Here is a 25,164-nt window from a genome sequence, read left to right as displayed (position 1 = left end):
TCGATGTCGAGCTGATCGTGCCGATCGCCATGGAAGAGAAGCTGCGCTTCGCCATCCGTGAAGGCGGCCGCACCGTCGGTGCCGGCATCGTCGTCACCATCAAAGAGTAATCGAGCCCGGCATCGCCGGATCGAAACGGATAGGGGCGGCCCTCGGGCCGCCCTTTTTCGTTGGCCAGATGTGCCTGTTTTGGGGTCCCAATCTCTGTTGCAAGTCTGTGAGCCTCTACAGTATAGATTGCATTGAGGGCTTGGTCGGATGGTTCCACAGCACCGTTTGCATAGTCGGTCATGGTGGGCACTGGGGCTGATCTGCCTGGTGTCGATGTTTGCCATGGGCACTGCCGCCTTGGCGGCCGAGACAAAAAATTCAGAGCCGGATCCGGATCCGCCGATGCGGTTCGTCGTCGTGCGCAGCGACGCGGCGGGCTGTGAGCCGAGCTGTCCGGAATGGATATCGGCCGAGGGTGCGATATCGGCCAAGTCGCCGGCGCTGCTCAAGGCTGCCCTGAAAACGCTCGGCGGCCGCAAATTGCCGATCGTCATCAACTCTCCCGGCGGCGATGTCGATGCAGCCATCGCCATGGGCCGGATGATACGCAAGAACAAGCTCGACATCGCGGTCGGCAGGACCTGGTTCGTCGGCTGCGAGCCAGGGGTGAAAAACTGCAAGGAGAACGACGCCAGAGGCGCGCACTATATCGGCAGCCCCTATGTGCTCGGCAGCTATTGCGCATCCGCTTGTCCAATGATGCTGGCCGGCGGCACCAGGCGCCTGGTCGGGCCGCTGGCCTATCTCGGCGTCCACCAGATCACCACCACGATCGTGCAGATGAACGTGCAATATCAGGTCCGCTACCGGATCGTGAAAGGCAAGAAGCGGGTCATCAGCAAGAAGGTCGTCAGCCGCAAGAACACCGGCAGCTACAAGACCTACGAGATGAGCAAGGGGGTGGAGCGCAAGCTGTCCGCCTATTTCAAGGAGATGGGTGTCGACCTCAGCATCATCGAGACGATGAAGAGCACGCCGGCCAGCGACATCCAGCAGATCGACCTCAGCGACATGCTGACAATGAAGCTGGTCACCAGCGAAGACGCTGCAGATCTGCTGACCAGCGCAAGCCTGTGCAGGCTGGACCTTCCGGCTCCGAATTGCCGGGAAATACCGGCGAACAAGCCAGCCGGCGGCCTGCCGGATGTGGCAAAGGCTGCGCCGCTGCCGGTGAAGCCGGAGAGCGCGCCGCACGATGACGGCATGCGCTTTGTCGTGGTTCGCGGCAGCAACCCGCTCTGCAATCCCGACTGCCCGGAATGGATTGCAGCGCAAGGCGCGATTACGCCCCAGACGCCGCAGAAACTCAGCCAATTGCTCGCCACGCTTGGCAACCGGCGGCTGCCGGTGGTGATCAGCTCGCGAGGCGGCGACCTCTCCGGCGCCCTGGCGGCGGGCCGGATCATCCATGAAAAGAAGCTCGACGTTGCCGTTGCCCGCACCGATTTCGTCGGCTGCGACCCGGCAGAGTGGAATTGCCTGGCCAGGGAAGGCGCCTATGCCGGGCTGAGCGTCGATGGCGACGGCGACTGCGATTCGGCCTGCGCGCTCATGCTGGCCGGTGGCGCCAGGCGGCTTGTCGGTACCCAGGCGCGGCTCAGCCTCTATCTGATGGGGCAGAAGCAGGCGGTCAAGTCCTACCTCGACGAGATGGCGATCAGCCCCGCTTTGTTCAGGGCGCTCCAGGGCAGTTCGGTCGAGCGCCAGCTCGAACCCGACATGATGCTGAAGGTTGGCCTGACGACCGGGCGCCAGTCGGTGGATGCGCTGACGGGTTCCAGCATCTGCAAGTCGGCGCCGAAACCTGAGAATTGCCGCGTGGTGCCGTCGTCCAATGGCTGATCGCGCCTATCGTCATGGAAGAGAAGCCTTGCTTCGCCTTCCGTGAAGGCGGCCGCACCGTCGTGCCGGCGTCGTCATCACCATCGAGAAATAGTCGAGCCGGTGTCAGCCGGATCGACCAGGAGAGGGCGGTCTTTTGGGCTGCCTTTTTGTTTCCGGCGTTGCGCGGCACAAGTATTGCACGGTTGGTCAAAGCTATTGCAAGCACCGTCGCCGCAACTATTATGGATTGCATTGAGGGGTTTGCCGGGCGTGGTTTGGGGACACCGTTCAGACAATGCTGCAAGGTGGCGGCGCGGGCTGGTTCGGCTGGCGACGGTGGCCGCGATGGCGATGGCTGCCTTCGCCGCGAAGGCCGAGGATGCCGCCCCCGGGACATGGCAGACATTGCTCCCTCTGCAGGGAGTGCCCTATCCGACGAATGATCCGACGATATGGTCCGAGGATCGCTCGGAGATGAAGTTTGTCGTCGCGCGCAGCAACGCACCGGGCTGCGAGCCCAATTGTCCGGAGTGGATCTCCGCCGAAGGCGACATCGCAGCCGGCACGCCAGCCCTGCTCAAGCGCACCTTGAAGAAGCTAGGCGGTCGCAAACTGCCGATTATCGTCAATTCCTTTGGCGGCAACGTCAATGCAGCGCTCGAACTTGGCCGGATAATCCGCAAGAACAAGCTCGATATCGCCGTAGGCAAGACCGAGTTTCCCGATTGTTGGCCCGGGACAGAGGGTTGTGGCGCCGACTACGGCAAGGGCACGGCTTTTTTCGGCAGAGCGTCTGACGGTGCCAGCTGCAATTCCGCCTGTCCGCTAATGTTTGCCGGAGGCGTCCGGCGCGTGGCCGGCGGCTGGAACTATCTGGGTGTTCACCAGATCACGACCACCTGGTTCCCCTCCACAACGCACTACCGGACCACCTATCGCGTCAAACGGGGCAAAAAATATCGGGTCACCACGCAAACCGTCACTCCCGGTGAAAGCTACAAGACCTATGAGATGAGTAAGGGGTACGCGAGAAAGATCTCGGCCTATCTCCGAGAGATGGGTATCGGGCAGGGCGTGCTGGACTTGATGAAGGCGACGCCGGCCAGCGACATCAGGCAGATCGGCCTCCACGATATGCTGACGATGAAACTGGCCACCAGCACGGACACTCTGGACCTGTTTACCAGAGCAAGTCTGTGCATGTTCGATCCGCCGGCTCCCAATTGCCGGGAAGTGCCTGGAAACAAGCCAGCCGGCGGACAAACGCCCGTGGCCAAGCCGGCCGTGGTGGCTGCGATCAAGGCAAAGACCGGCCCCCCACTTTCTCAGGCGGCCAAGGCTCCAGCTCCCAAGCCGTTGCAGGCAGCGCCAGGGAATTCGACGCCAGATATGCGCTTCGTTGTCGTTCGCGGCAGAGACTCGCTCTGCAATCCCGATTGCCCGGAATGGATCTCGGCGGAAGGCGCGATGACGCCTCAGACCCCGCAAAAGTTGCGCCAGTTGCTCGACACCCTTGGCAACCGGCGGCTGCCGGTGGTGATCAGCTCACAGGGGGGAAGCCTGTTCAGCGCTCTGGCCGCGGGAAGGCTTATCCATGAACGGAAGCTCGACGTCGCCGTCGCTCGCACCACTATCGTCGGCTGCGACCCGCCCGAGGCAGGCTGCTTGGCCGATAACGGTGCCTATGTCGGGCTGATTAGCGATTTTGGAGTGGAGTGCGATTCGGCCTGCGCGCTCATGCTTGCCGCCGGCGCCAAAAGGCTGGTCGATCCCAAGGCGAGGCTCAGCATGTCCTCGAGGGGACAGACGCAGTTGGTTAAAGCCTACCTGGAGGAGATGGAGATGGACCCAGCTCTGTTCGCCGCGATAGGCTCGGTCGAGCGTCAGCTCGAGCCCGACATGATGCTCAAAGTCGGGCTGACAACCGGGCCGGAGTCGGTGGAGGCGCTAACTGGCCCCGCTATTTGCAAAACCTCACCCAAGCCCGACAACTGTTTGCTTCCGCCGACAGCCAAGGCCGAGTCGCCCGCCAAACTGTAGGCATCGCAGAAACTGGCCATCGAGGCAGGTTGAGCCATGCCCGATTTCTCCGCTATCGTCGTGGCAGGCGTCGCCCGGGGGAGGATCGAGAATGAGCCAGGATATCCCGACACTCTACGAATGGGCCGGCGGCATCGAAGCCCTCAACCGGCTGACGGAAACCTTTTACGACAAGGTGTCGCGCGACCCGGTGGTCGGCCCAGTGTTCAAACACATGTCGCCGGATCATCCCGCGCATGTCGCGGCCTTCATCGGCGAGGTTTTTGGCGGACCCAAGACCTACAGCGAACAGCATGGCGGCCATCGCGAGATGGTCATGCATCACTTGGGCAAGCATCTGACGGAAGAACAGCGCCGCCGCTGGATCAGCCTGCTTGCCGATGCCGCCGATGCGGTCGGGCTGCCGGACGATCCCGAATTCCGTTCCGCCTTCATGGGCTATGTCGAATGGGGGTCACGGCTTGCCAAGATGAATTCCACCCTCGGCGAGACCTGCGACCCGCAGACCGAACCGATGCCGGCCTGGGGCTGGGGCGTGCCGGGCGGGCCGTACAAGCCGCCGGCCGGGGGCTGAGCGCCGGCATGCGGCTTCAGGCAGGCGAAAAATCGAGATAGGCAGGGACAGGCTGGTCATCACCTATTCGGATTTTGGCAAAGGATCTGAAAGCGCGTCAGACAACTCTTTACAGCGCGCCCGGAAGCTTTTAGGAAGCGCCTGCGCTGAAACGCGCGTACGGGCATAGCTCAGTTGGTAGAGCGGCGGTCTCCAAAACCGCAGGTCGTAGGTTCGAGCCCTGCTGCCCGTGCCATTTTCCTCGTTGGAATCCGGCATTTTAGAAACGCCTTGTTTTGGCTCCCCGTTTGGTTGGGCTGAAGCCGCGTACTCGACGAGCGACGTTCCGAAGGCATGCGCAGAGCGAGAGCGCTGATGCGCAATGCCGAAGTCGGCGTATTTCCACGAACCGATTTCCTTGATTCAACTGCCATTGGCGAGCCAATTGCCATTTGCGTTCACAATTCAGAATAGGCCTATTTTGCTGCCGCCAGCTGCTTTTCAGCGGCTGCGAATTATTGGAAGCGGGATGCTGGCCTGGCTACTGGAATTTTTTTGAATAGGGCTCTTGAACCGGTTTTCAGCCCTTCCTAATTCGTTTCCCCCCGAGGCCGATTGGCTTGGCAAAAGGCGCCGCCGCTGGGGCGGCGCCCTTGTACCCATGTTGCTTCAAGGAGGATGTGGCTATGAGAACCTTTGATACCCTCTATCGGACCACCGTCGGTTTCGACCGGCTTTTCGACATGCTCGACAGCGGCACGCGTCCGGACTGGCCGCCCTATAACATCGAGAAGGTCGACGAGAACGATCACCGTATCTCGATGGCCATCGCAGGCTTCAGCCAGGATGAGGTTGAGCTGACCCAGCATGGACCCGAACTGGTCGTGGTAGGCCAGAAGGCTGATGACCAGAGCGGACGCCAGCTGCTGCACCAGGGCATCGCCTACCGCACTTTCAGGCAGACGTTTAAACTTGCCGACCACATGAAGATCAAGGCAGCAAACCTTGAGAACGGTCTCCTGACCATCGACATCGTCCGTGAGATTCCCGAAGAGCTGAAGCCGCGCCGCATCAGCATCGGGGCCGGCGACGCCCAGGTGGGCGGCAAGCAGATCGCCCAGGATACGGAACGCACCCGCAATGCGGCCTGATCGTATCGATTCAGTTATCCCTGCGGTCCGCCTCCCGGCTTCGGCCGGGAGGCCCAGATTGCGGAGAATGGAGATGGACAACTTCTACGAGACACCGACACTTTCTGCGGCACGCTCGGGCAAAATTGAAACTTCTTTGTGCCTGCTCGACAATCCAGACGACGTCATCAACCATCCACGCCTCAGCCGTGGAGAAAAGCGGGCACTGCTTTCCTCGTGGGCGTCCGATGCCTGCGCGGTGGAAAACCAGCCTGCCTTGCGCCGCCTGGACAACGGCACGGTAATCCCTGTCGACCAGATTCTGAGGGCGTTGAAGGCTCTGGATGAGAAACCCACGCTGGGGAAAGAGACTTCAGGCCGGGTGCTGCCTTGGCGACCCTCCTCGCGCCGCAGCGGTCTCAAAGCTTGGCGGCGTCGTGGCCGTTCTTTCCGCCCCGACGATGACGACGACCCGCCCCCGTGCCCGGCAATGATCGCGCCGCGCCCACGCCCACCATGCGGAATCGGCGCAGTGGCCGGGGTCGAACTCGCCTGTGCCTAACTAACCCTGGGTTGATCCAGCTGCCTCGGCATGGGCAGCTGGATTCCAATCTTGCGTGCGCTTCATTTGGTTTCCAAAACAGCAGGTCGCAGGTTCGTCCGCAACGCCATTTCCTCGAACTTGTAATCGCGTGCCTGATTTCCGGATCCACCTCCTGGAATTGGGGTCCGGCATTGAAAAAGGGCAGGTGGCTTGCCATATTGGGCGAACTGAGGCATAAGGCCTCGATAGCCGGGACGGGACGACTGGATGGTTCCGAGGCGGCGTTTGGTCATAAAGCGGACACTTGCCACTTGCGTGGATCAAGAATCGGTTTTATGTAGACACAACAGACACGCGACGCGTGGAGCTGGGAAGCCGGCTTTACGCGTCCGATTTGCATGGGCGAAATGGCGCTGATTCGGCGCCGACTTGAACCCAGGCGGCACGTCCCGGCCAGCGGGATCATCCAGGAGACCCGGCCAACGGGTCTTGAAGACAGAGCGGCATATGGCTTCGAAAACCACAAATCCTTTCGTCTTTCTCCAGCAGGTCCGCGCGGAGACCGCCAAGGTGACTTGGCCGTCGCGCCGGGAGACGATGATCTCGACGGTGATGGTGCTCGTATTCGCGGTCATCGCGATGATCTTTTTCTTCACCGCCGACGTGGCCATGGGCTACGCGATCGAGCGGTTACTGAGCCTCGGCCATTAAGTCCGGCGATTACGGAGAAGTCTTGAAATGACCGCGCGCTGGTACATCGTCCACGCCTATTCGAACTTCGAAAAGAAGGTCGCCGAGGACATTGAGAACAAGGCCAAGCAGAAGGGCCTGTCCGCCGATATCGAACAGATCGTGGTGCCGACCGAGAAGGTCGTCGAGATCCGCCGCGGCCGCAAGGTCGATGCCGAGCGCAAGTTCTTTCCGGGCTATGTGTTGCTCAAGGCCAATCTGACCGATGCGGTGTTCTCGCTGGTCAAGAACACGCCGAAGGTCACCGGCTTCCTCGGTGACTCCAAGCCGGTGCCGATCACCGAAGCCGAGGCGCAGCGCATCCTGAACCAGGTTCAGGAAGGCGTCGAGCGGCCGAAGCCCTCGGTCACTTTCGAGATCGGCGAGGCGATCCGCGTTTCGGATGGCCCGTTCGCCTCGTTCAACGGTTTCGTCCAGGAAGTGGACGAGGAGCGGGCGCGGCTCAAGGTGGAAGTATCGATCTTCGGGCGCGCCGTGCCGGTCGATCTGGAATTCGGACAGGTCGAAAAGGGCTGATCCGAAAACCCTGCGCCGGTTCGCCGGCAAGGGGAGGCGGCGCGGAAAGCGCGCGGCCATGAACGGGTGGGAGGCGAATGCGGCTTTAGCCGGCCGCGCGGACCGCACCACCAGACTGCAACCGCCGGTGTTCCCGATACTGGGGCCGGCATGAGATAAAGGCAGGAAAGAGATGGCTAAGAAAATTGCAGGCCAGCTCAAGCTCCAGGTCAAAGCGGGATCGGCTACGCCCTCTCCGCCGATCGGCCCGGCACTTGGCCAGCGCGGCATCAACATCATGGAATTCTGCAAGGCGTTCAACGCGCAGACCCAGGAAATGGAAAAGGGATCGCCGATCCCGGTCGTCATCACCTATTACCAGGACAAGTCCTTCACCTTCGTCATGAAGACGCCGCCGGTGAGCTACTTCCTGAAAAAGGCGGCGAACTTGACGTCAGGTTCGAAAGAGCCGGGCAAGATCAAGGCCGGCACGATCGGCCGCGACAAGGTGCGCGCCATCGCCGAACAGAAGATGAAGGATCTGAACGCAAACGACGTCGAGGCGGCCATGCGCATGGTCGAGGGCTCCGCCCGCTCGATGGGTCTGGAAGTGGTGGGCTGAGATCATGGCAAAGATTGCAAAGCGTGTATCGAAGTCCCGCGACGGCATCGACCCCAACAAGGCCTATGCCCTTGGTGAGGCGCTGAAGCTGCTCAAGGACCGTTCGACGGTGAAGTTCGACGAGACCATCGAAGTGGCGATGAACCTCGGCGTCGACCCGCGCCATGCCGACCAGATGGTCCGCGGCGTGGTCAACCTGCCGAACGGCACGGGCCGCTCGGTCCGCGTCGCCGTGTTCGCACGTGGCGGCAAGGCCGATGAGGCTCGCGCCGCCGGCGCCGACATCGTCGGTGCCGAGGATCTGGTCGACATCGTCCAGAAGGGCACGATCGACTTCGATCGCTGCATCGCCACGCCGGACATGATGCCGCTGGTCGGCCGTCTGGGCAAGGTGCTGGGCCCGCGCGGCATGATGCCGAACCCGAAGGTCGGCACCGTCACCACCGACGTCGCCGCCGCCGTCAAGGCATCGAAGGGCGGCGCTGTCGAGTTCCGCGTCGAGAAGGCCGGCATCGTTCATGCCGGCGTCGGCAAGGTCTCGTTCGACGTCAAGGCGCTGGAAGAAAACGTCCGCGCCTTCGCCGATGCCGTGACCAAGGCAAAGCCGGCTGGCGCCAAGGGCAACTACGTCAAGAAGGTGTCGGTCACCTCGACGATGGGCCCGGGCCTCAAGCTCGACGTCTCGACGCTCGCAGCGTCTTGATACGAACATCTGGATCGGCTGCCAAGGCGCTGATCCGCAAGTGAATTCCGGGCCTCCGACTTGTCGGCGGCCCGGTACCGGAAGTCGAGAGGCTTCCGGACATCCTGTCCGAGATTGCAGGCGGCCCAGAAGCCTTAATTGAATTGGGCCTGCATGAGACGGGTGAAAACCGGACAACGGAGCGACAAGCTCCAATGAAAGGTTCGAACCGTGTTTGCCTTTTGTCTGCGCATCTCCGGCTTGCCGTCGATGTGGCGAAAGGGGGCAGGATCCTCGAGCGTCGTTCGGGAGATCTGTAATGGATGGCCCGGCCGGCAAAAAGGCAACCCGACGCCTGTCCCACTAGCGGGGCAGGGGTCAACTGGAGATAGGCAGTGGACAGAGCGGAAAAACGCGAACTCGTCACGGGCCTGAATGGTGCTTTTGCAGGCGCTGGTTCAGTCGTCGTGGCCCACTACGCCGGTATCACCGTCGCGCAAATGAACGACCTTCGGTCGAAAATGCGCGCTGCCGGTGGCACCGTCAAAGTCGCGAAGAACCGTCTCGCCAAAATCGCTCTTCAGGGCACGGACTCCGCATCGATCATCGACCTGTTCAAGGGACAGACGCTGATCGCTTATTCGGAGGATCCGATTGCGGCGCCGAAGGTCGCGTCCGATTTCGCCAAGGGAAATGACAAGTTGGTCATTCTCGGCGGCGCAATGGGCACCACCTCGCTCAACGCCGACGGTGTGAAGGCACTCGCCACACTTCCGTCGCTCGATGAGCTGCGCGCCAGGCTGGTTGGCATGATCGCCACGCCGGCAACCCGGATCGCCCAGATCGTCAATGCGCCAGCGGCTTCGGTCGCGCGCGTCATCGGCGCTTACGCCCGGAAGGACGAGGCGGCATGAGGCCGTTCCTCGCTATCACAAACACACGTTCGAACCTGATGAAGGAATACAACAATGGCTGATCTGGCAAAGATCGTAGACGACCTTTCGAAGCTGACCGTCCTCGAGGCGGCCGAGCTGTCGAAGCTTCTGGAAGAAAAGTGGGGCGTTTCGGCTGCTGCTCCGGTGGCGGTTGCCGCTGCCGGCGGCGCTGCCGCTGCTGCTGCTCCGGCTGAGGAAAAGACGGAATTCGACGTCGTCCTCACCGAGGCAGGCGCTCAGAAGATCAACGTCATCAAGGAAGTCCGCGCCATCACCGGCCTGGGCCTCAAGGAAGCCAAGGATCTGGTCGAAGCAGCTCCGAAGCCGGTCAAGGAAGCCGTTTCCAAGGCTGACGCTGAGAAGTTCAAGGCCCAGCTGGAAGCAGCCGGCGCCAAGGTCGACCTGAAGTAAGCGTAAAAGCGGCGGGCGGCCTCGCGCCGTCCGCCACTCCCTTCATCAGAGGGGAGGATGCGTAGCGCGAGATGTACGAGAACCTCTTTCCTGAGGGCCGAAACCGGCCTTCAGGAAACGGGTTTTCTCCCGTTTTAGCCGTCGCCGCCAGGCGGCGGGAAACAGATCAGGGGCCGCCGCCGAGGTGGCCGCGCATGCAAGGTGAGCCGCGGCGAGGCTCGCCCCGAGTTTATAGCTAAGGAGCGACGATGGCCCAGACCCAGACTTTCAATGGCCGCAGACGCGTACGCAAGTTCTTCGGAAAGATTCCGGAAGTTGCGGAGATGCCGAACCTGATCGAGGTTCAAAAAGCATCCTATGACCAGTTCCTGATGGTGGCGGAGCCCAAGGGTGGGCGTCCGGACGAGGGACTGCAGGCCGTTTTCAAGTCGGTTTTCCCGATCTCCGATTTCTCCGGCTCCTCGATGCTGGAGTTCGTGAAGTACGAGTTCGAAGGACCGAAATTCGACGTTGACGAATGCCGTCAGCGCGACCTGACCTATGCCGCGCCACTCAAGGTGACGCTGCGCCTCATCGTGTTCGATATCGACGAGGATACCGGCGCAAAGTCGATCAAGGACATCAAGGAGCAGGACGTCTATATGGGCGACATGCCGCTCATGACGCTCAACGGCACCTTCATCGTCAATGGCACGGAGCGCGTCATCGTCTCGCAGATGCACCGTTCGCCGGGCGTCTTCTTCGACCATGACAAGGGCAAGTCGCACTCCTCGGGCAAGCTTTTGTTTGCGGCGCGCGTCATTCCCTATCGCGGTTCGTGGCTCGACATCGAGTTCGATTCCAAGGACGTCGTGCACGCCCGTATCGACCGCCGCCGCAAGATTCCGGTGACGTCGCTCTTGATGGCGCTCGGCATGGACGGCGAAGAAATCCTGTCGACCTTCTACAACAAGATCACCTACAAGCGCGCCGGCGACCACTGGCGCATCCCGTTCAACGTCGAGCGCTTCCGCGGCCTGAAGGCCGTTGGCGACCTCGTCGATGCCGACACCGGCGAAGTTGTCGTCGAGGCCGGCAAGAAGATCACCGCCCGCCAGGCAAGAGCGCTTGGCGAAAAGGGTCTGAAGGCGATCAAGGCGACCGACGAGGATCTGCTCGGCAATTACCTGGCCGAGGACATCGTCAACTACGGCACCGGCGAGATTTTCCTCGAAGCCGGCGACGAGATCGACGAAAAGACGCTGAAGGTGCTGCTCGGCACGGGCGAAAGCGAGATCAAGGTTCTCGACATCGACCACGTCAATGTCGGCGCCTACATCCGCAATACGCTCAACGTCGACAAGAACGAGAGCCGCCAGGACGCACTGTTCGACATCTACCGTGTCATGCGCCCGGGCGAGCCGCCGACGCTTGAAACCGCCGAAGCCATGTTCAACTCGCTGTTCTTCGACTCGGAGCGCTACGACCTGTCGGCCGTCGGCCGCGTCAAGATGAACATGCGCCTCGAGCTCAAGGCTGAGGATACCGTGCGCGTGCTGCGCAAGGACGACATCCTGGCCGTGGTCAAGACGCTGGTCGAGCTGCGCGACGGCAAGGGCGAGATCGACGACATCGACAATCTCGGCAACCGCCGCGTGCGTTCTGTCGGCGAGCTGATGGAGAACCAATACCGCGTTGGCCTGCTGCGCATGGAGCGCGCGATCAAGGAACGTATGTCCTCGATCGAGATCGATACGGTGATGCCGCAGGACCTGATCAACGCCAAGCCGGCGGCTGCCGCCGTGCGCGAGTTCTTCGGTTCCTCGCAGCTGTCGCAGTTCATGGATCAGACCAACCCGCTGTCGGAGATCACCCACAAGCGCCGCCTGTCGGCACTTGGCCCGGGCGGTCTGACCCGCGAGCGCGCCGGCTTCGAAGTGCGCGACGTGCACCCGACGCATTACGGCCGCATCTGCCCGATCGAGACGCCGGAAGGCCCGAACATCGGTCTGATCAACTCGCTGGCGACCTTCGCGCGCGTCAACAAGTACGGCTTCATCGAAAGCCCGTACCGCAAGATCGTCAACGGCAAGCTGACCAATGAGGTCGTCTATCTCTCCGCTATGGAAGAGTCCAAGCACCACGTTGCGCAGGCCAATGCCGAGCTCGACAAGAATGGTGGTTTCGTCGACGAATTCGTCATTTGCCGCAGCGCCGGCGAAGTGATGATGGCGCCGCGCGAAAACGTCGATCTCATGGACGTGTCGCCCAAGCAGATGGTGTCCGTGGCCGCGGCGCTGATCCCGTTCCTCGAGAACGACGACGCCAACCGCGCGCTGATGGGCTCCAACATGCAGCGTCAGGCCGTGCCGCTGGTGCGCGCCGAAGCGCCGTTCGTAGGCACCGGCATGGAGCCGATCGTTGCCCGTGACTCGGGTGCCGCCATCGGCGCCCGCCGCGGCGGCATCGTCGACCAGGTGGACGCGACGCGTATCGTCATCCGCGCCACGGAAGATCTCGATCCCGGCAAGTCGGGCGTCGACATCTACCGGCTGATGAAGTTCCAGCGTTCGAACCAGAACACCTGCATCAACCAGCGTCCGCTGGTGCGCATGGGCGACCGCGTCAACAAAGGCGACATCATCGCCGACGGTCCGTCGACCGAGCTCGGCGATCTGGCGCTCGGCCGCAACGTGCTGGTCGCGTTCATGCCGTGGAACGGCTACAACTACGAGGACTCGATCCTGCTCTCCGAGCGCATCGTGGCCGACGACGTCTTCACCTCGATCCACATCGAGGAGTTCGAGGTCATGGCCCGCGACACCAAGCTTGGACCGGAGGAAATCACGCGCGACATTCCGAACGTTTCGGAAGAAGCGCTGAAGAACCTCGACGAAGCCGGCATCGTCTATATTGGCGCGGAAGTGCAGCCGGGCGACATCCTGGTCGGCAAGATCACGCCGAAGGGCGAAAGCCCGATGACGCCGGAAGAAAAGCTCCTGCGCGCCATCTTCGGCGAAAAGGCGTCCGACGTTCGCGACACCTCGATGCGCATGCCTCCGGGCACCTTCGGCACAGTCGTCGAAGTGCGCGTCTTCAACCGCCACGGCGTCGAGAAGGACGAGCGCGCCATGGCGATCGAACGCGAGGAGATCGAACGCCTCGCCAAGGACCGCGACGACGAGCAGGCGATCCTCGACCGCAACGTCTATTCGCGCCTTTCCGACGTTCTCGTCGGCAAGGAAGCGATTGCCGGGCCGAAGGGCTTCAAGAAGGGCTCGAAGCTGTCGAAGGATACGCTGGACGAGTATCCGCGTTCGCAGTGGTGGCAGTTTGCAGTGGAGAACGAAAAGCTCCAGAGCGAACTGGAAGCCCTGCGTGGCCAGTACGACGATTCCAAGAAGGCGCTCGAGCAGCGCTTCATGGACAAGGTCGAGAAGGTCCAGCGCGGCGACGAAATGCCTCCGGGCGTCATGAAGATGGTCAAGGTCTTCGTGGCCGTGAAGCGCAAGATGCAGCCGGGCGACAAGATGGCGGGACGTCACGGCAACAAGGGTGTCGTCTCGCGGATCGTTCCGGTCGAGGACATGCCTTTCCTCGAGGACGGCACGCATGCCGATATCGTGCTCAACCCGCTGGGTGTGCCGAGCCGCATGAATGTCGGCCAGATCCTGGAAACGCATCTGGGCTGGGCATGCGCGGGCATGGGCAAGAAGATCGGCGAGCTTATCGACGCCTACAAGACGGCTGGAGACATCAAGCCGTTGCGCAAGACGCTCGAGAGCTTCATCCCGGCCAACGACCGCAACGAGCCGGTCCGCGAATATGACGACGAGAGCATCGTTCGCCTCAGCGAGCAGATGCGCCGCGGCGTCTCCATCGCGACACCGGTGTTCGACGGCGCGCATGAAGTCGACATCAACATCATGCTGGAGCAGGCGGGCCTGCACACCAGCGGTCAGTCGCAGCTCTATGACGGACGCACCGGCGAGCCGTTCGATCGCAAGGTGACGATGGGCTATATCTATATGCTCAAGCTTCACCACCTGGTGGACGACAAGATCCACGCGCGTTCGATCGGTCCCTACTCGCTCGTTACCCAGCAGCCGCTGGGCGGCAAGGCGCAGTTCGGTGGCCAGCGCTTCGGCGAAATGGAGGTCTGGGCGCTGGAAGCCTATGGCGCCGCCTACACGCTGCAGGAAATGCTGACGGTGAAGTCGGACGATGTCGCCGGCCGCACCAAGGTCTACGAGGCGATCGTGCGCGGCGACGACACGTTCGAGGCCGGCATTCCCGAGAGCTTCAACGTGCTCGTCAAGGAAATGCGGTCTCTCGGCCTCAATGTCGAGCTGGAGAATACCAAGCTCGACGACAACCCTGTCCGGCTGCCAGATGCTGCCGAATAGGGGCGCGGCCGAGTAAGCAAGACATCCGGTCGCGGAACGCCGCGACCGGATGCAACAAATTCTACGGCCAGTGGGCCGACCACTCAGCGGGCATTTGGCCCGCGTTAGATGCAAGGGGTTTTCGAGGACCCCGAAAAGGAGAACGGCATGAACCAAGAGGTCATGAATCTCTTCAATCCGCAGGCGCCGGCGCAGGTGTTCGATTCCATCCGGATATCGCTCGCCAGCCCTGAGAAGATTCTGTCCTGGTCGTTCGGCGAGATCAAGAAGCCGGAGACCATCAACTACCGCACCTTCAAGCCGGAGCGTGACGGTCTGTTCTGCGCGCGCATTTTTGGCCCGATCAAGGACTATGAATGCCTGTGCGGCAAGTACAAGCGCATGAAGTACAAGGGCGTCATCTGCGAAAAGTGCGGCGTCGAAGTCACGCTGTCGCGCGTTCGCCGCGAGCGCATGGGCCACATCGAGCTGGCGGCACCTGTCGCTCACATCTGGTTCCTGAAGTCGCTGCCGTCGCGCATCGGCACGCTGCTCGACATGACCCTGAAGGACATCGAGCGCGTCCTCTACTTCGAGAACTACATCGTCACCGAGCCTGGCCTCACCGCGCTGAAGGAGCACCAGCTGCTCAGCGAGGAAGAGTACATGATCGCCGTCGACGAGTATGGCGAGGATTCGTTCACCGCCATGATCGGCGCCGAGGCCATTCATGACCTTCTGGCCGGCATGGACCTGGAGAAGATCGCCGGCGACCTGCGTTCGGAACTGGCTTCGACCACGTCCGAGCTGAAGCAGAAGAAGTATCTGAAGCGGCTCAAGGTCGTCGAGAACTTCATGGAGTCCGGCAACCGTCCGGAATGGATGATCATGAAGGTGGTTCCGGTGATCCCGCCGGACCTGCGCCCGCTGGTTCCTCTGGATGGCGGCCGTTTCGCGACGTCCGACCTGAACGATCTCTATCGCCGCGTCATCAACCGCAACAACCGCCTGAAGCGGCTGATCGAGCTGCGCGCGCCCGGCATCATTGTGCGCAATGAAAAGCGCATGCTGCAGGAAGCCGTCGATGCGCTGTTCGACAACGGCCGTCGCGGCCGCGTCATCACCGGCGCCAACAAGCGTCCGCTGAAGTCGCTGTCCGACATGTTGAAGGGCAAGCAGGGCCGGTTCCGCCAGAACCTGCTCGGCAAGCGCGTCGACTATTCGGGCCGTTCGGTCATCGTCACCGGTCCGGAGCTCAAGCTGCACCAATGCGGCCTGCCGAAGAAGATGGCGCTCGAACTGTTCAAGCCGTTCATCTACGCCCGCCTCGACGCCAAGGGGTTCTCCTCGACCGTCAAGCAGGCCAAGAAGCTGGTCGAGAAGGAGCGTCCGGAAGTCTGGGATATCCTCGACGAGGTCATTCGCGAGCATCCGGTGCTGCTGAACCGTGCGCCGACGCTGCACCGCCTCGGCATCCAGGCGTTCGAGCCGATCCTGATCGAAGGCAAGGCGATCCAGCTGCATCCGCTGGTCTGCACGGCCTTCAACGCCGACTTCGACGGCGACCAGATGGCCGTTCACGTGCCGCTGTCGCTGGAAGCGCAGCTTGAAGCCCGCGTGCTGATGATGTCGACCAACAACATCCTGCACCCGGCTTCCGGCGCGCCGATCATCGTGCCGTCGCAGGACATGGTCCTGGGTCTCTACTATCTCTCGATCGTCAATCAGAACGAGCCGGGCGAAGGCATGGTGTTTGCCGACATGGGCGAACTCCAGCATGCGCTCGAGACCAAGGCGGTGACGCTGCACTCCAAGATCAAGGGTCGCTTCCGCACGGTCGACGCCGAAGGCAAGGTCGTGTCGAAAATCTACGACACCACGCCTGGCCGCATGATCATCGGCGAACTGCTGCCGAAGAACGTCAACGTGCCTTACGAGACCGCCAACCAGGAGATGACCAAGAAGAACATCTCCAAGATGATCGACACCGTCTACCGCCACTGCGGTCAGAAGGAGACGGTCATTTTCTGCGACCGCATCATGGCCCTCGGCTTCAGCCACGCCTGCCGCGCCGGCATTTCGTTCGGCAAGGACGACATGCTGATCCCGGACGCCAAGATCAAGCTGGTTTCCGACACCGAAGCTTTGGCCAAGGAATACGAGCAGCAGTACAATGACGGCCTGATCACTCAGGGCGAGAAGTACAACAAGGTCGTCGACGCCTGGGCCAAGTGCTCGGAAAAGGTCGCCGACGAGATGATGGCCCGCATCAAGGCCGTCGAGTTCGAGGACAGTGGCCGTCAAAAGCCGATGAACTCGATCTACATGATGTCGCATTCGGGTGCGCGTGGTTCGCCCACCCAGATGCGTCAGCTCGCCGGCATGCGCGGCCTAATGGCAAAGCCCTCGGGTGAAATCATCGAGACGCCGATCATCTCGAACTTCAAGGAAGGCCTGACCGTGCTCGAGTACTTCAACTCGACCCACGGCGCCCGCAAGGGTCTGGCCGACACCGCCTTGAAGACGGCGAACTCGGGTTACCTCACCCGTCGTCTGGTCGACGTGGCGCAGGACTGCATCGTCAACTCCGTGGATTGCGGCACCGACAAGGGCCTCACCATGCAGCCGATCGTCGATGCCGGTCAGGTCGTCGCTTCGGTCGGCCAGCGCGTGCTGGGCCGCACCTCGCTCGACGACATCACGCATCCGGTTTCGGGTGAGGTTCTGGTCAAGGCCGGAACGCTGATGGACGAACGTGACGTGGAAAAGATCGAAAAGGCCGGCGTGCAGTCGGTCCGCATTCGCTCGGCACTGACCTGCGAGGTCAGGATCGGCGTCTGTGCGGTCTGCTACGGACGCGATCTTGCCCGCGGCACCCCGGTCAACCAGGGCGAAGCCGTCGGCGTCATCGCGGCGCAGTCGATCGGCGAGCCGGGCACCCAGCTCACCATGCGTACCTTCCACATGGGCGGTACGGCGCAGGTGGTGGACAGCTCGTTCCTTGAAGCCTCGTATGAGGGCAAGGTCGAGATCCGCAACCGCAACGTGGTGCGCAACTCGGACGGCCAGCAGATGGTCATGGGCCGCAACATGGCGGTGCTGATCCTCGACGAAGCCGGCAAGGAGCGTGCCTCGCATCGCCTTACCTATGGTTCGCGCATCTTCGTGGACGATGGCGACAAGGTGAAGCGCGGCCAGCGTATCGCCGAATGGGATCCCTATACCCGCCCCGTCCTCACCGAAATCGAGGGCAAGGTGTCGTACGAGGATCTGGTCGACGGCATTTCCGTTCAGGAAACGGCCGACGAATCGACCGGCATCACCAAGCGCGAGGTCATCGACTGGCGCTCGACGCCACGCGGCAACGACCTCAAGCCGGCGATCGCCATCCTTGACCCGAAGGGCAAGGTCGGCAAGCTGTCGAAGGGCGGCGACGCCCGCTTCCTGCTCTCGGTCGAGGCCATTCTTTCGGTCGAGCCGGGTTCGCAGGTTCGTCCCGGCGACGTTTTGGCGCGTATCCCGATGGAAAGCGCCAAGACCAAGGACATCACCGGCGGTCTGCCGCGTGTTGCCGAACTGTTCGAGGCACGTCGTCCGAAGGATCACGCCATCATCGCCGAGATCGATGGCACGATCCGCTTCGGCCGCGACTACAAGAACAAGCGCCGCATCATCATCGAGCCGCATGACTCGACGCTTGAGCCGGTCGAATACCTGATCCCGAAGGGCAAGCCGTTCCATCTCCAGGACGGCGACGTCATCGAGAAGGGCGACTACATCCTCGACGGCAATCCGGCGCCGCACGACATCCTGGCGATCAAGGGCGTGGAAGCACTTGCTTCCTACCTCGTGAACGAAATCCAGGAAGTCTACCGTCTGCAGGGCGTGTCGATCAATGACAAGCACATCGAGGTGATCGTTCGCCAGATGCTGCAGAAGGTCGAGATCACGGTGCAGGGCGACTCGACCTACATTCCGGGCGACCACGTCGACGTGATCGAACTGGAAGAGGTCAACGAGCGCCTGGTCGAGGACGGCAAGAAGCCGGCCGAAGGCCAGCCAGTGCTGCTGGGCATAACCAAGGCCTCGCTGCAGACGCCGTCCTTCATCTCGGCCGCCTCCTTCCAGGAGACGACCAGGGTGCTGACCGAAGCTGCGGTTGCCGGCAAGACCGACATGCTGCAGGGCCTGAAGGAAAACGTCATCGTCGGCCGGCTGATCCCGGCCGGTACCGGCGGCACGATGAGCCAGATCCGGCGCATCGCCACCTCGCGCGACGAACTGATCATCGACGAGCGCCGCAAGGCCTCCGGTGTCGAGGTCGCCGAGCCGATGCTGACCGACATGGTCAACGCCGCGCAGTAAGCGCGGTAGGACGAGAAGAAGGAAAGGGGCCCAAGTGGCCCCTTTCCGCGTTTTGACCCTAATCGGATCGAGGAAAACATGAGCAAGAAGGTATGGACTGACGTCGACGACTACATCGTTTCCTCTCTCTTCGAGGCGGATCCCATCCTCGAAGCGGTGCTTGCGGCCAACCGCGACCAGGGCCTGCCGGCCATCGACGTATCGCCGGCGCAGGGCAAGCTGCTGTCGCTGCTGGTCCGCATCAGCGGCGCCAGGAAGGTGCTGGAGATCGGCACGCTCGGCGGCTACTCGACCATCTGGATGGCAAGGGGATTGCCCGTCGGCGGCAAGATCGTGACGCTCGAACTCGAGCCGCATCATGCAAAAGTCGCGCACTCGAATCTCGAGCGGGCAGGGGTGTCGGACAAGGTCGAGCTCAGGATCGGCCCCGCGCTTCAGTCGCTTGAGACGCTGGCTGCCGAAAATGCCGGTCCGTTCGATCTGATCTTCATCGACGCCGACAAGCCGAACAATCCGAATTATCTGTCATGGGCCATGCGCCTGTCGCGGCCGGGGACGGTCATCATCTGCGACAACGTCATCCGCGACGGCACCGTGCTCAACGACGATGGCCGTGACGCCTATGTCGAAGGCGCACGCGGTGCGTTTTCATTCATCGGCGGCGACAAGCGCCTGGACGGCACCGCCATCCAGACCGTCGGCGCCAAAGGCTATGACGGCTTTGCGATTGCGATCGTCGAGTAAGGCTGCATGGTGAGTGTCCGGACTGCGGTCCGGCAGAACTCATCGTTCAATCGAAGAACGCTCCCACCACATTGCGCTTGCCGACCATGAAGGCGTCGGCCACGTGCTGCAGGGGTGCCAAATCGACATCGGAGATGCCGGCGCGCACGACCTCGGCGAAGCGCCGGTAGAGCTGGGGATATTCGGCCTCCGGCTCGTCGTGAACCACCTTGCCGTCGATGGCGAGCTTGGTGCCGCCGCCGGACAGCACCATCTTGCCGTTGTCGGTGTCGGCCAGGATGTCCCAGCTCTGTGGTCCAGTCTGCAGCCAGTCGAGCTCCATGGTCACCGGCAATCCGTCGGAGGTGCGGAAGGTGACGTGAGCCGCGACCGGCGAGGCGCGGTTCTCCGGAAAGTCGAGGACGGCCGAGGTGATGAACATCGCCGGCAGGATGTGGGTTGCGATCGACAGTGCGTTTATGCCGGGATCGAAGACGCCGAAACCGCCCGGCGCCCAGATCCAATCCTGGTTCGGATGCCAGCGGCGGACATCTTCCTTCCAGACGATGGCGGCCGAGTTGACCTTGGCCGACGCCAGGAAGGCACGCGCGGCTTCCACCGCCGGCGCGTAGCGCGAATGCCAGCTGGCGAACAGTGAGACGCCACTGGCTGCCGCCAGCCGCTTCAGGTCCTCGACCTCGCTGACGGTGGCGCCCGGCGGCTTCTCCAGGAAAACATGCTTCTTCGCCATCAGCGCGGTGCGTGCCGCGTCGTAGCGGAACTGCGGCGGCATGCACAGCGAGACGGCCTCGAGGTCGGGCACCGCGTCGAGCATCGCCTCAATGGTCGGAAAATTCGGGATGCCGTCCACCTTGCCGTGCCGGCTGGCAGCGGCGATGAGGCGGTAGTCCGCATCCTTGGCCACTGCCGGCAGATGCTGGTCGCGCACGATCTTGCCGACGCCGACGATGCCGAGCTTGATGGGACCATTGTTCGAGGGCATGGGGACTCCGCGGATTCGAATTTGGCTTGTTAAGTCGCTTGGTTCTTAGCAGAGAACCGGTGCCGGGCAAGCCGGCGCGGTACAGGCGCAAGCAGCCTGTGACGCTCAGAGCGGCACGTCAAACGTGACGATCGACACCTCACCTTCGAGGGCACCCTGAAAGGCTGACAGATGCGGCTCCTCGTCGGGTTCGCCGTCCATATCGCCGATCTGGTCGAGCTCGACTTCGGCATAGCCTTCGGTCGCAAGCGATTCGAGCACCCGGCGCACGGCCGAATCGTCGTCGGGCGCAACCAGCATCACATGGACGCCTTCCGGCTTGCCGCCCTTCTTTTTCCAGACCCGGCCGGTGACGATGGTGACCGGGCGTTCCTCATTGTCGTTCACGGGCTGATTCCTCTTGAGACGGGGGCGGGCGAGGGGTTTTGGGCTGTCCATGGCGCCTTTTGCCATGAAGAACCCGCGCATGACAGCCAAAAGCCGGTCACTTTCTTGTCTGCCCCGGTCACTTTCTTCCTCTGCCTTGTAAAACGAAGAAAGAAAATTACATGCGTTTTTCGCATGGCTGCCAAGCCGTCGTCAGCGCGCAATATTTGGCGTGCCGGGGTTGACGGTTCACGGTCTTGCGAGTAGAAGCCGCCCAGTCAGAACCGATGTGAGGCTCTCCCTTCCGAAGCGACACGCTTTGGAGTTTGCCTCAAACAGGGTTCGTTTTACGAGCGAAAAGACATTTCCGGCGCGCATGAAGCGGTTCCCGCTTCCTCTGCATTTTGTTCGGGCAGGACCGCGAGGCGCGGTTTATGGCCCGAATTTGCGTATGGAATTGGCGCTTTGAGCGGCCCTGACCGGGCGAGACACGGAATTGAGAGACAAGAGGGTTTAATGCCTACCGTCAACCAGCTGATCCGCAAGCCGCGCATTGCGCCGGTGAAGCGCAACAAGGTCCCGGCCATGCAGCAGAACCCGCAGAAGCGGGGCGTCTGCACGCGCGTCTATACAACGACGCCGAAGAAGCCGAACTCGGCACTGCGCAAGGTGGCCAAGATCCGCCTGACCAACGGCTTTGAAGTGATCGGCTACATCCCCGGCGAAGGCCACAACCTTCAGGAACACTCCGTGGTCATGATCCGCGGCGGCCGCGTCAAGGATCTTCCGGGCGTGCGCTACCACATCATCCGCGGCGTGCTCGACACGCAGGGCGTGAAGAACCGCAAGCAGCGCCGTTCGAAGTACGGCGCCAAGCGTCCGAAGTAAGGGGCGTCCGAAGTAAGATTTTCCGGCCCTGGCGCTGCTTGAATGCGTCGGGCTACGAGATTGAGAGACAAAAGCCATGTCGCGTCGTCACAGTGCAGAAAAGCGTGAGATCAATCCGGACCCGAAGTTCGGCGATCTGATCGTCACCAAGTTCATGAACGCCGTCATGTATGACGGCAAGAAGTCGGTTGCCGAGACCATCGTCTACGGTGCGCTCGACCAGGTTCAGTCGAAGACCAAGCAGGAGCCGGTCACCGTCTTCCATCAGGCGCTCGACAATGTCGCGCCGCATGTGGAAGTCCGGTCGCGCCGCGTCGGCGGCGCTACCTACCAGGTTCCGGTCGATGTGCGCCCCGAGCGCCGCCAGGCCCTGGCGATCCGCTGGCTGATTGCAGCTGCGCGCAACCGCAACGAGACCACCATGGTCGACCGCCTCTCCGGCGAGCTGATGGACGCGGCCAATAACCGCGGCACCGCCGTGAAGAAGCGTGAAGACACCCACAAGATGGCAGAAGCCAACCGCGCTTTCGCGCACTACCGCTGGTAAAGCGCGAACGAGACTGAGAAGGCATCCACGATGGCCCGCGAATACAAAATCGAAGACTACCGCAATTTCGGTATCATGGCGCATATTGACGCCGGCAAGACGACGACCACCGAGCGCGTCCTCTATTACACGGGCAAGTCGCACAAGATCGGCGAAGTCCACGACGGCGCTGCCACCATGGATTGGATGGAGCAGGAGCAGGAACGCGGCATCACCATCACGTCCGCCGCCACCACGACCTTCTGGAAGGGTCGCAGCGGCAAGATGTACCGCTTCAACATCATCGACACTCCCGGACACGTCGACTTCACCATCGAAGTCGAGCGTTCGCTGCGCGTGCTCGACGGCGCCATTGCGCTGCTCGATGCCAATGCCGGTGTCGAGCCGCAGACGGAAACCGTCTGGCGCCAGGCCGACAAGTATAAAGTTCCGCGCATGATCTTCTGCAACAAGATGGATAAGATCGGCGCCGACTTCTACCGCTCGGTCGAGATGATCGGCTCGCGTCTTGGTGCGCATGCCGTCGTCATGCAACTGCCGATCGGCGCTGAGACCGAGTTCAAGGGTGTCGTCGATCTCGTCGAGATGAACGCGCTGGTCTGGCGCGACGAGACGCTGGGCGCTGCCTGGGACGTCGTCGAGATCCCGGCCGACCTGCAGGCTCGCGCCGAAGAATACCGCGAGAAGATGATCGAAGCCGCTGTCGAAATGGACGAGACGGCACTCGAGAATTACCTCGAAGGCAAGATGCCGTCGAATGACGAGATCCGCGCGCTGATCCGCAAGGGCACCATCGCGGTCAAGTTCTACCCGATGTTCTGTGGCTCGGCCTTCAAGAACAAGGGCGTGCAGCCGCTGCTCGACGCCGTCGTCGAATACCTGCCGTCGCCGGCCGATGTTCCCGCCATCAAGGGCGTCGACGCCAAGACCGACGCGGAGATCGAGCGTCATGCCGACGACAACGAGCCGCTGTCGATGCTGGCCTTCAAGATCATGAACGACCCGTTCGTCGGCTCACTGACCTTTGCCCGCATCTATTCGGGCAAGCTGACCAAGGGCATCTCGGTCGACAACACCGTCAAGGGCAAGAAAGAGCGCATCGGCCGCATGCTGCAGATGCATGCGAATTCGCGCGCCGACGTCGAAGAAGCCTTTGCCGGCGACATCGTTGCTCTGGCCGGCCTCAAGGACACGACCACCGGCGATACGCTCAGCGATCCGCTGCACCCGGTCATCCTCGAGCGCATGGAATTCCCCGATCCGGTCATCCAGATCGCCATCGAGCCGAAGACCAAGAATGACCAGGAAAAGATGGGCCTCGCCCTTCACCGCCTGGCCGCCGAGGATCCGTCCTTCCGCGTCAAGACCGACGAGGAAAGCGGCCAGACCATCATTTCGGGCATGGGCGAACTTCACCTCGACATCATCGTCGACCGCATGCGCCGCGAGTTCAAGGTCGAGGCCAATGTCGGCGCGCCGCAGGTGGCTTACCGCGAGACCATCACCCGCAGGCACGAGCAGGACTACACCCACAAGAAGCAGACCGGCGGTACCGGTCAGTTCGCTCGCGTCAAGATCGTGTTCGAACCGAACCCGGAAAGCTCGGAGTTCGAGTTCGAGACCAAGATCGTCGGCGGTGCGGTTCCCAAGGAATACATCCCGGGTGTCGAAAAGGGCATCAACAGCGTCATGTCGTCGGGTCCGTTCGCGGGCTTCCCGATGATCGGCGTCAAGGCGACGCTTATCGACGGCGCTTACCACGATGTGGACTCCAGCGTCCTGGCGTTCGAAATCGCCGGCCGCGCCTGCTTCCGTGAAGCCGCACCCAAGCTTGGCGTGCAGCTGCTCGAGCCGATCATGAAGGTCGAAGTCGTGACCCCGGAAGACTACGTCGGCAGCGTCATCGGCGACCTGAACGGCCGTCGTGGCCAGATCCAGGGCCAGGAAGCTCGCGGCGTGGCTGTCGTCATCAACGCGATGGTGCCGCTGGCCAACATGTTCAAGTACGTCGACAACCTGCGCTCGATGAGCCAGGGCCGCGCGGCCTACACGATGCAGTTCGATCACTATGAGCCTGTGCCGACCGCGGTCGCCCAGGAAGTCCAGAAGAAATACGCGTAACCTGAACGGGTTGCATCGGTAACTTAATTCAAGGCCCGTACGGGCGAGCAGATTGGAGACATCACATGGCAAAAGGTAAATTCGAGCGTAACAAGCCTCATGTGAACATTGGCACGATTGGCCACGTCGATCATGGCAAGACGTCGCTGACGGCGGCGATCACGAAGTATTTTGGCGAGTACAAGCGCTACGACCAGATCGATGCGGCGCCCGAAGAGAAGGCCCGCGGCATCACGATTTCGACGGCGCACGTCGAATACGAGACGGCAGCGCGCCACTACGCCCATGTCGACTGCCCCGGCCACGCCGACTATGTGAAGAACATGATCACGGGCGCTGCGCAGATGGACGGCGCGATCCTGGTGGTGTCGGCCGCCGACGGCCCGATGCCGCAGACCCGCGAGCACATCCTGCTTGCCCGTCAGGTCGGCGTGCCGTCGATCGTGGTGTTCCTGAACAAGGTCGACCAGGTCGACGATGCCGAGCTGCTCGAACTGGTCGAGCTCGAGGTTCGCGAGCTTCTGTCGAAGAACGAGTTCCCCGGCGACGACATTCCGATCGTCAAGGGTTCGGCGCTGGCTGCTCTGGAAGATTCCAACAAGACCATCGGCGAAGATGCGATCCGCGAGTTGATGGCTGCGGTCGATGCCTATATCCCGACGCCTGTTCGTCCGCTGGACAAGCCGTTCCTGATGCCGATCGAAGACGTGTTCTCGATCTCGGGCCGTGGCACGGTCGTGACCGGCCGCG

At 62.1% G+C, this 25,164-nt stretch carries 21 protein-coding genes and 1 tRNA gene; 20 read left to right on the top strand and 2 right to left on the bottom strand.

All coding sequences use genetic code 11. The features are described from left to right. The 16 genes from NKI96_RS31820 to NKI96_RS31745 all read left to right on the top strand — a co-directional run. On the top strand, positions 1–110 hold a 110-nt coding region (locus tag NKI96_RS31820), incomplete at its 5' end, for an EF-Tu C-terminal domain-related protein (protein ID WP_502900317.1). A gap of 283 nt (positions 111–393) precedes the next feature. Beyond that, complete coding sequence (locus tag NKI96_RS31815) at positions 394–1,893, top strand: COG3904 family protein (RefSeq protein ID WP_502900316.1); 1,500 nt, start codon at positions 394–396, stop codon at positions 1,891–1,893. A gap of 327 nt (positions 1,894–2,220) precedes the next feature. Next, the gene (locus NKI96_RS31810) at positions 2,221–3,915 is read left to right on the top strand and encodes a COG3904 family protein (protein WP_352807722.1); all 1,695 of its coding nucleotides are present in this window, start codon (positions 2,221–2,223) and stop codon (positions 3,913–3,915) included. 91 nt (positions 3,916–4,006) lie between these two features. After that, a complete protein-coding gene (locus tag NKI96_RS31805) occupies positions 4,007–4,489 on the top strand; it encodes a group II truncated hemoglobin (protein ID WP_023694880.1) in 483 nt (160 codons plus the stop codon). A 159-nt stretch (positions 4,490–4,648) separates the two neighbouring features. After that, positions 4,649–4,724: transfer RNA gene (locus tag NKI96_RS31800), tRNA-Trp, on the top strand. Positions 4,725–5,154: 430 nt separating this feature from the next. Beyond that, the gene (locus tag NKI96_RS31795; protein WP_023694879.1) at positions 5,155–5,619 is read left to right on the top strand and encodes an Hsp20 family protein; all 465 of its coding nucleotides are present in this window, start codon (positions 5,155–5,157) and stop codon (positions 5,617–5,619) included. A 73-nt stretch (positions 5,620–5,692) separates the two neighbouring features. Beyond that, complete coding sequence (locus NKI96_RS31790; RefSeq protein ID WP_352807721.1) at positions 5,693–6,160, top strand: hypothetical protein; 468 nt, start codon at positions 5,693–5,695, stop codon at positions 6,158–6,160. Between the two features lie 489 nt (positions 6,161–6,649). After that, a complete protein-coding gene (gene secE / locus NKI96_RS31785) occupies positions 6,650–6,853 on the top strand; it encodes a preprotein translocase subunit SecE (RefSeq protein ID WP_023667439.1) in 204 nt (67 codons plus the stop codon). Between the two features lie 27 nt (positions 6,854–6,880). Further along, positions 6,881–7,408 (top strand): transcription termination/antitermination protein NusG, encoded by a 528-nt coding sequence (gene nusG, locus NKI96_RS31780; RefSeq protein ID WP_006333333.1) that lies wholly within the window; start codon positions 6,881–6,883, stop codon positions 7,406–7,408. Positions 7,409–7,580: 172 nt separating this feature from the next. Continuing rightward, positions 7,581–8,009, top strand: coding sequence for a 50S ribosomal protein L11 (rplK, locus tag NKI96_RS31775; RefSeq protein ID WP_006333334.1), 429 nt, complete (start codon positions 7,581–7,583; stop codon positions 8,007–8,009). A gap of 4 nt (positions 8,010–8,013) precedes the next feature. Next, positions 8,014–8,712: a 50S ribosomal protein L1 gene (rplA, locus tag NKI96_RS31770; protein WP_023667438.1), complete on the top strand. Its 699-nt coding sequence runs from the start codon at positions 8,014–8,016 to the stop codon at positions 8,710–8,712. 374 nt (positions 8,713–9,086) lie between these two features. Next, complete coding sequence (rplJ, locus tag NKI96_RS31765) at positions 9,087–9,605, top strand: 50S ribosomal protein L10 (RefSeq protein WP_023667437.1); 519 nt, start codon at positions 9,087–9,089, stop codon at positions 9,603–9,605. A gap of 54 nt (positions 9,606–9,659) precedes the next feature. Further along, on the top strand, positions 9,660–10,037 hold the full coding sequence (rplL, locus tag NKI96_RS31760; RefSeq protein ID WP_023667436.1) for a 50S ribosomal protein L7/L12: 378 nt from the start codon (positions 9,660–9,662) through the stop codon (positions 10,035–10,037). A 248-nt stretch (positions 10,038–10,285) separates the two neighbouring features. Continuing rightward, positions 10,286–14,422: a DNA-directed RNA polymerase subunit beta gene (gene rpoB, locus NKI96_RS31755; RefSeq protein ID WP_023686024.1), complete on the top strand. Its 4,137-nt coding sequence runs from the start codon at positions 10,286–10,288 to the stop codon at positions 14,420–14,422. 147 nt (positions 14,423–14,569) lie between these two features. Next, positions 14,570–18,766, top strand: a complete 4,197-nt coding sequence (rpoC, locus tag NKI96_RS31750; RefSeq protein ID WP_023667434.1) for a DNA-directed RNA polymerase subunit beta' — start codon at positions 14,570–14,572, stop codon at positions 18,764–18,766. A 78-nt stretch (positions 18,767–18,844) separates the two neighbouring features. Then, positions 18,845–19,510 carry an O-methyltransferase gene (locus tag NKI96_RS31745; RefSeq protein WP_023713031.1) on the top strand — a complete coding sequence of 222 codons (666 nt, stop codon included), beginning with the start codon at positions 18,845–18,847 and terminating at the stop codon, positions 19,508–19,510. A 46-nt stretch (positions 19,511–19,556) separates the two neighbouring features. Here the strand turns inward: NKI96_RS31745 and NKI96_RS31740 are convergent, their stop codons facing one another. Continuing rightward, on the bottom strand, positions 19,557–20,492 hold the full coding sequence (locus NKI96_RS31740) for a Gfo/Idh/MocA family protein (protein ID WP_352807720.1): 936 nt from the start codon (positions 20,490–20,492) through the stop codon (positions 19,557–19,559). 105 nt (positions 20,493–20,597) lie between these two features. Then, the gene (locus NKI96_RS31735; protein ID WP_352807719.1) at positions 20,598–20,879 is read right to left on the bottom strand and encodes a transcriptional regulator; all 282 of its coding nucleotides are present in this window, start codon (positions 20,877–20,879) and stop codon (positions 20,598–20,600) included. 495 nt (positions 20,880–21,374) lie between these two features. Between NKI96_RS31735 and rpsL the strand changes: the two genes are divergently transcribed. The 4 genes from rpsL to NKI96_RS31715 all read left to right on the top strand — a co-directional run. Then, entirely contained in the window at positions 21,375–21,746 is a 372-nt protein-coding gene (gene rpsL, locus NKI96_RS31730) for a 30S ribosomal protein S12 (RefSeq protein ID WP_006333356.1), read from the top strand. A gap of 76 nt (positions 21,747–21,822) precedes the next feature. Further along, positions 21,823–22,293, top strand: coding sequence for a 30S ribosomal protein S7 (gene rpsG / locus NKI96_RS31725; RefSeq protein WP_008875664.1), 471 nt, complete (start codon positions 21,823–21,825; stop codon positions 22,291–22,293). A 30-nt stretch (positions 22,294–22,323) separates the two neighbouring features. Beyond that, positions 22,324–24,414: an elongation factor G gene (gene fusA, locus NKI96_RS31720; protein ID WP_023667430.1), complete on the top strand. Its 2,091-nt coding sequence runs from the start codon at positions 22,324–22,326 to the stop codon at positions 24,412–24,414. A 65-nt stretch (positions 24,415–24,479) separates the two neighbouring features. Further along, positions 24,480–25,164, top strand: a 685-nt coding sequence (locus NKI96_RS31715) for a GTP-binding protein (RefSeq protein WP_352545875.1), incomplete at its 3' end; no start/stop codon positions are given.

Source organism: Mesorhizobium sp. M0292 (genome assembly GCF_040321695.1).
Taxonomy (GTDB): Bacteria; Pseudomonadota; Alphaproteobacteria; order Rhizobiales; family Rhizobiaceae; genus Mesorhizobium.
This window is presented reverse-complemented; position numbering and strand designations above follow the sequence as displayed.

Excerpts from the sequence above, each read along its gene's own strand:
- NKI96_RS31790 (WP_352807721.1), top strand. The coding sequence starts at position 5,693 with ATGGACAACTTCTACGAGACACCGACACTTTCTGCGGCACGCTCGGGC.
- NKI96_RS31805 (WP_023694880.1), top strand. The coding sequence starts at position 4,007 with ATGAGCCAGGATATCCCGACACTCTACGAATGGGCCGGCGGCATCGAA.
- NKI96_RS31810 (WP_352807722.1), top strand. The coding sequence starts at position 2,221 with ATGGCGATGGCTGCCTTCGCCGCGAAGGCCGAGGATGCCGCCCCCGGG.
- NKI96_RS31745 (WP_023713031.1), top strand. The coding sequence starts at position 18,845 with ATGAGCAAGAAGGTATGGACTGACGTCGACGACTACATCGTTTCCTCT.
- rplA (WP_023667438.1), top strand. The coding sequence starts at position 8,014 with ATGGCAAAGATTGCAAAGCGTGTATCGAAGTCCCGCGACGGCATCGAC.
- rplL (WP_023667436.1), top strand. The coding sequence starts at position 9,660 with ATGGCTGATCTGGCAAAGATCGTAGACGACCTTTCGAAGCTGACCGTC.
- NKI96_RS31740 (WP_352807720.1), bottom strand. The coding sequence starts at position 20,492 with ATGCCCTCGAACAATGGTCCCATCAAGCTCGGCATCGTCGGCGTCGGC.
- rpoB (WP_023686024.1), top strand. The coding sequence starts at position 10,286 with ATGGCCCAGACCCAGACTTTCAATGGCCGCAGACGCGTACGCAAGTTC.
- rplK (WP_006333334.1), top strand. The coding sequence starts at position 7,581 with ATGGCTAAGAAAATTGCAGGCCAGCTCAAGCTCCAGGTCAAAGCGGGA.
- rpsG (WP_008875664.1), top strand. The coding sequence starts at position 21,823 with ATGTCGCGTCGTCACAGTGCAGAAAAGCGTGAGATCAATCCGGACCCG.
- secE (WP_023667439.1), top strand. The coding sequence starts at position 6,650 with ATGGCTTCGAAAACCACAAATCCTTTCGTCTTTCTCCAGCAGGTCCGC.
- NKI96_RS31815 (WP_502900316.1), top strand. The coding sequence starts at position 394 with ATGCGGTTCGTCGTCGTGCGCAGCGACGCGGCGGGCTGTGAGCCGAGC.
- NKI96_RS31795 (WP_023694879.1), top strand. The coding sequence starts at position 5,155 with ATGAGAACCTTTGATACCCTCTATCGGACCACCGTCGGTTTCGACCGG.
- rpsL (WP_006333356.1), top strand. The coding sequence starts at position 21,375 with ATGCCTACCGTCAACCAGCTGATCCGCAAGCCGCGCATTGCGCCGGTG.
- fusA (WP_023667430.1), top strand. The coding sequence starts at position 22,324 with ATGGCCCGCGAATACAAAATCGAAGACTACCGCAATTTCGGTATCATG.
- nusG (WP_006333333.1), top strand. The coding sequence starts at position 6,881 with ATGACCGCGCGCTGGTACATCGTCCACGCCTATTCGAACTTCGAAAAG.
- rpoC (WP_023667434.1), top strand. The coding sequence starts at position 14,570 with ATGAACCAAGAGGTCATGAATCTCTTCAATCCGCAGGCGCCGGCGCAG.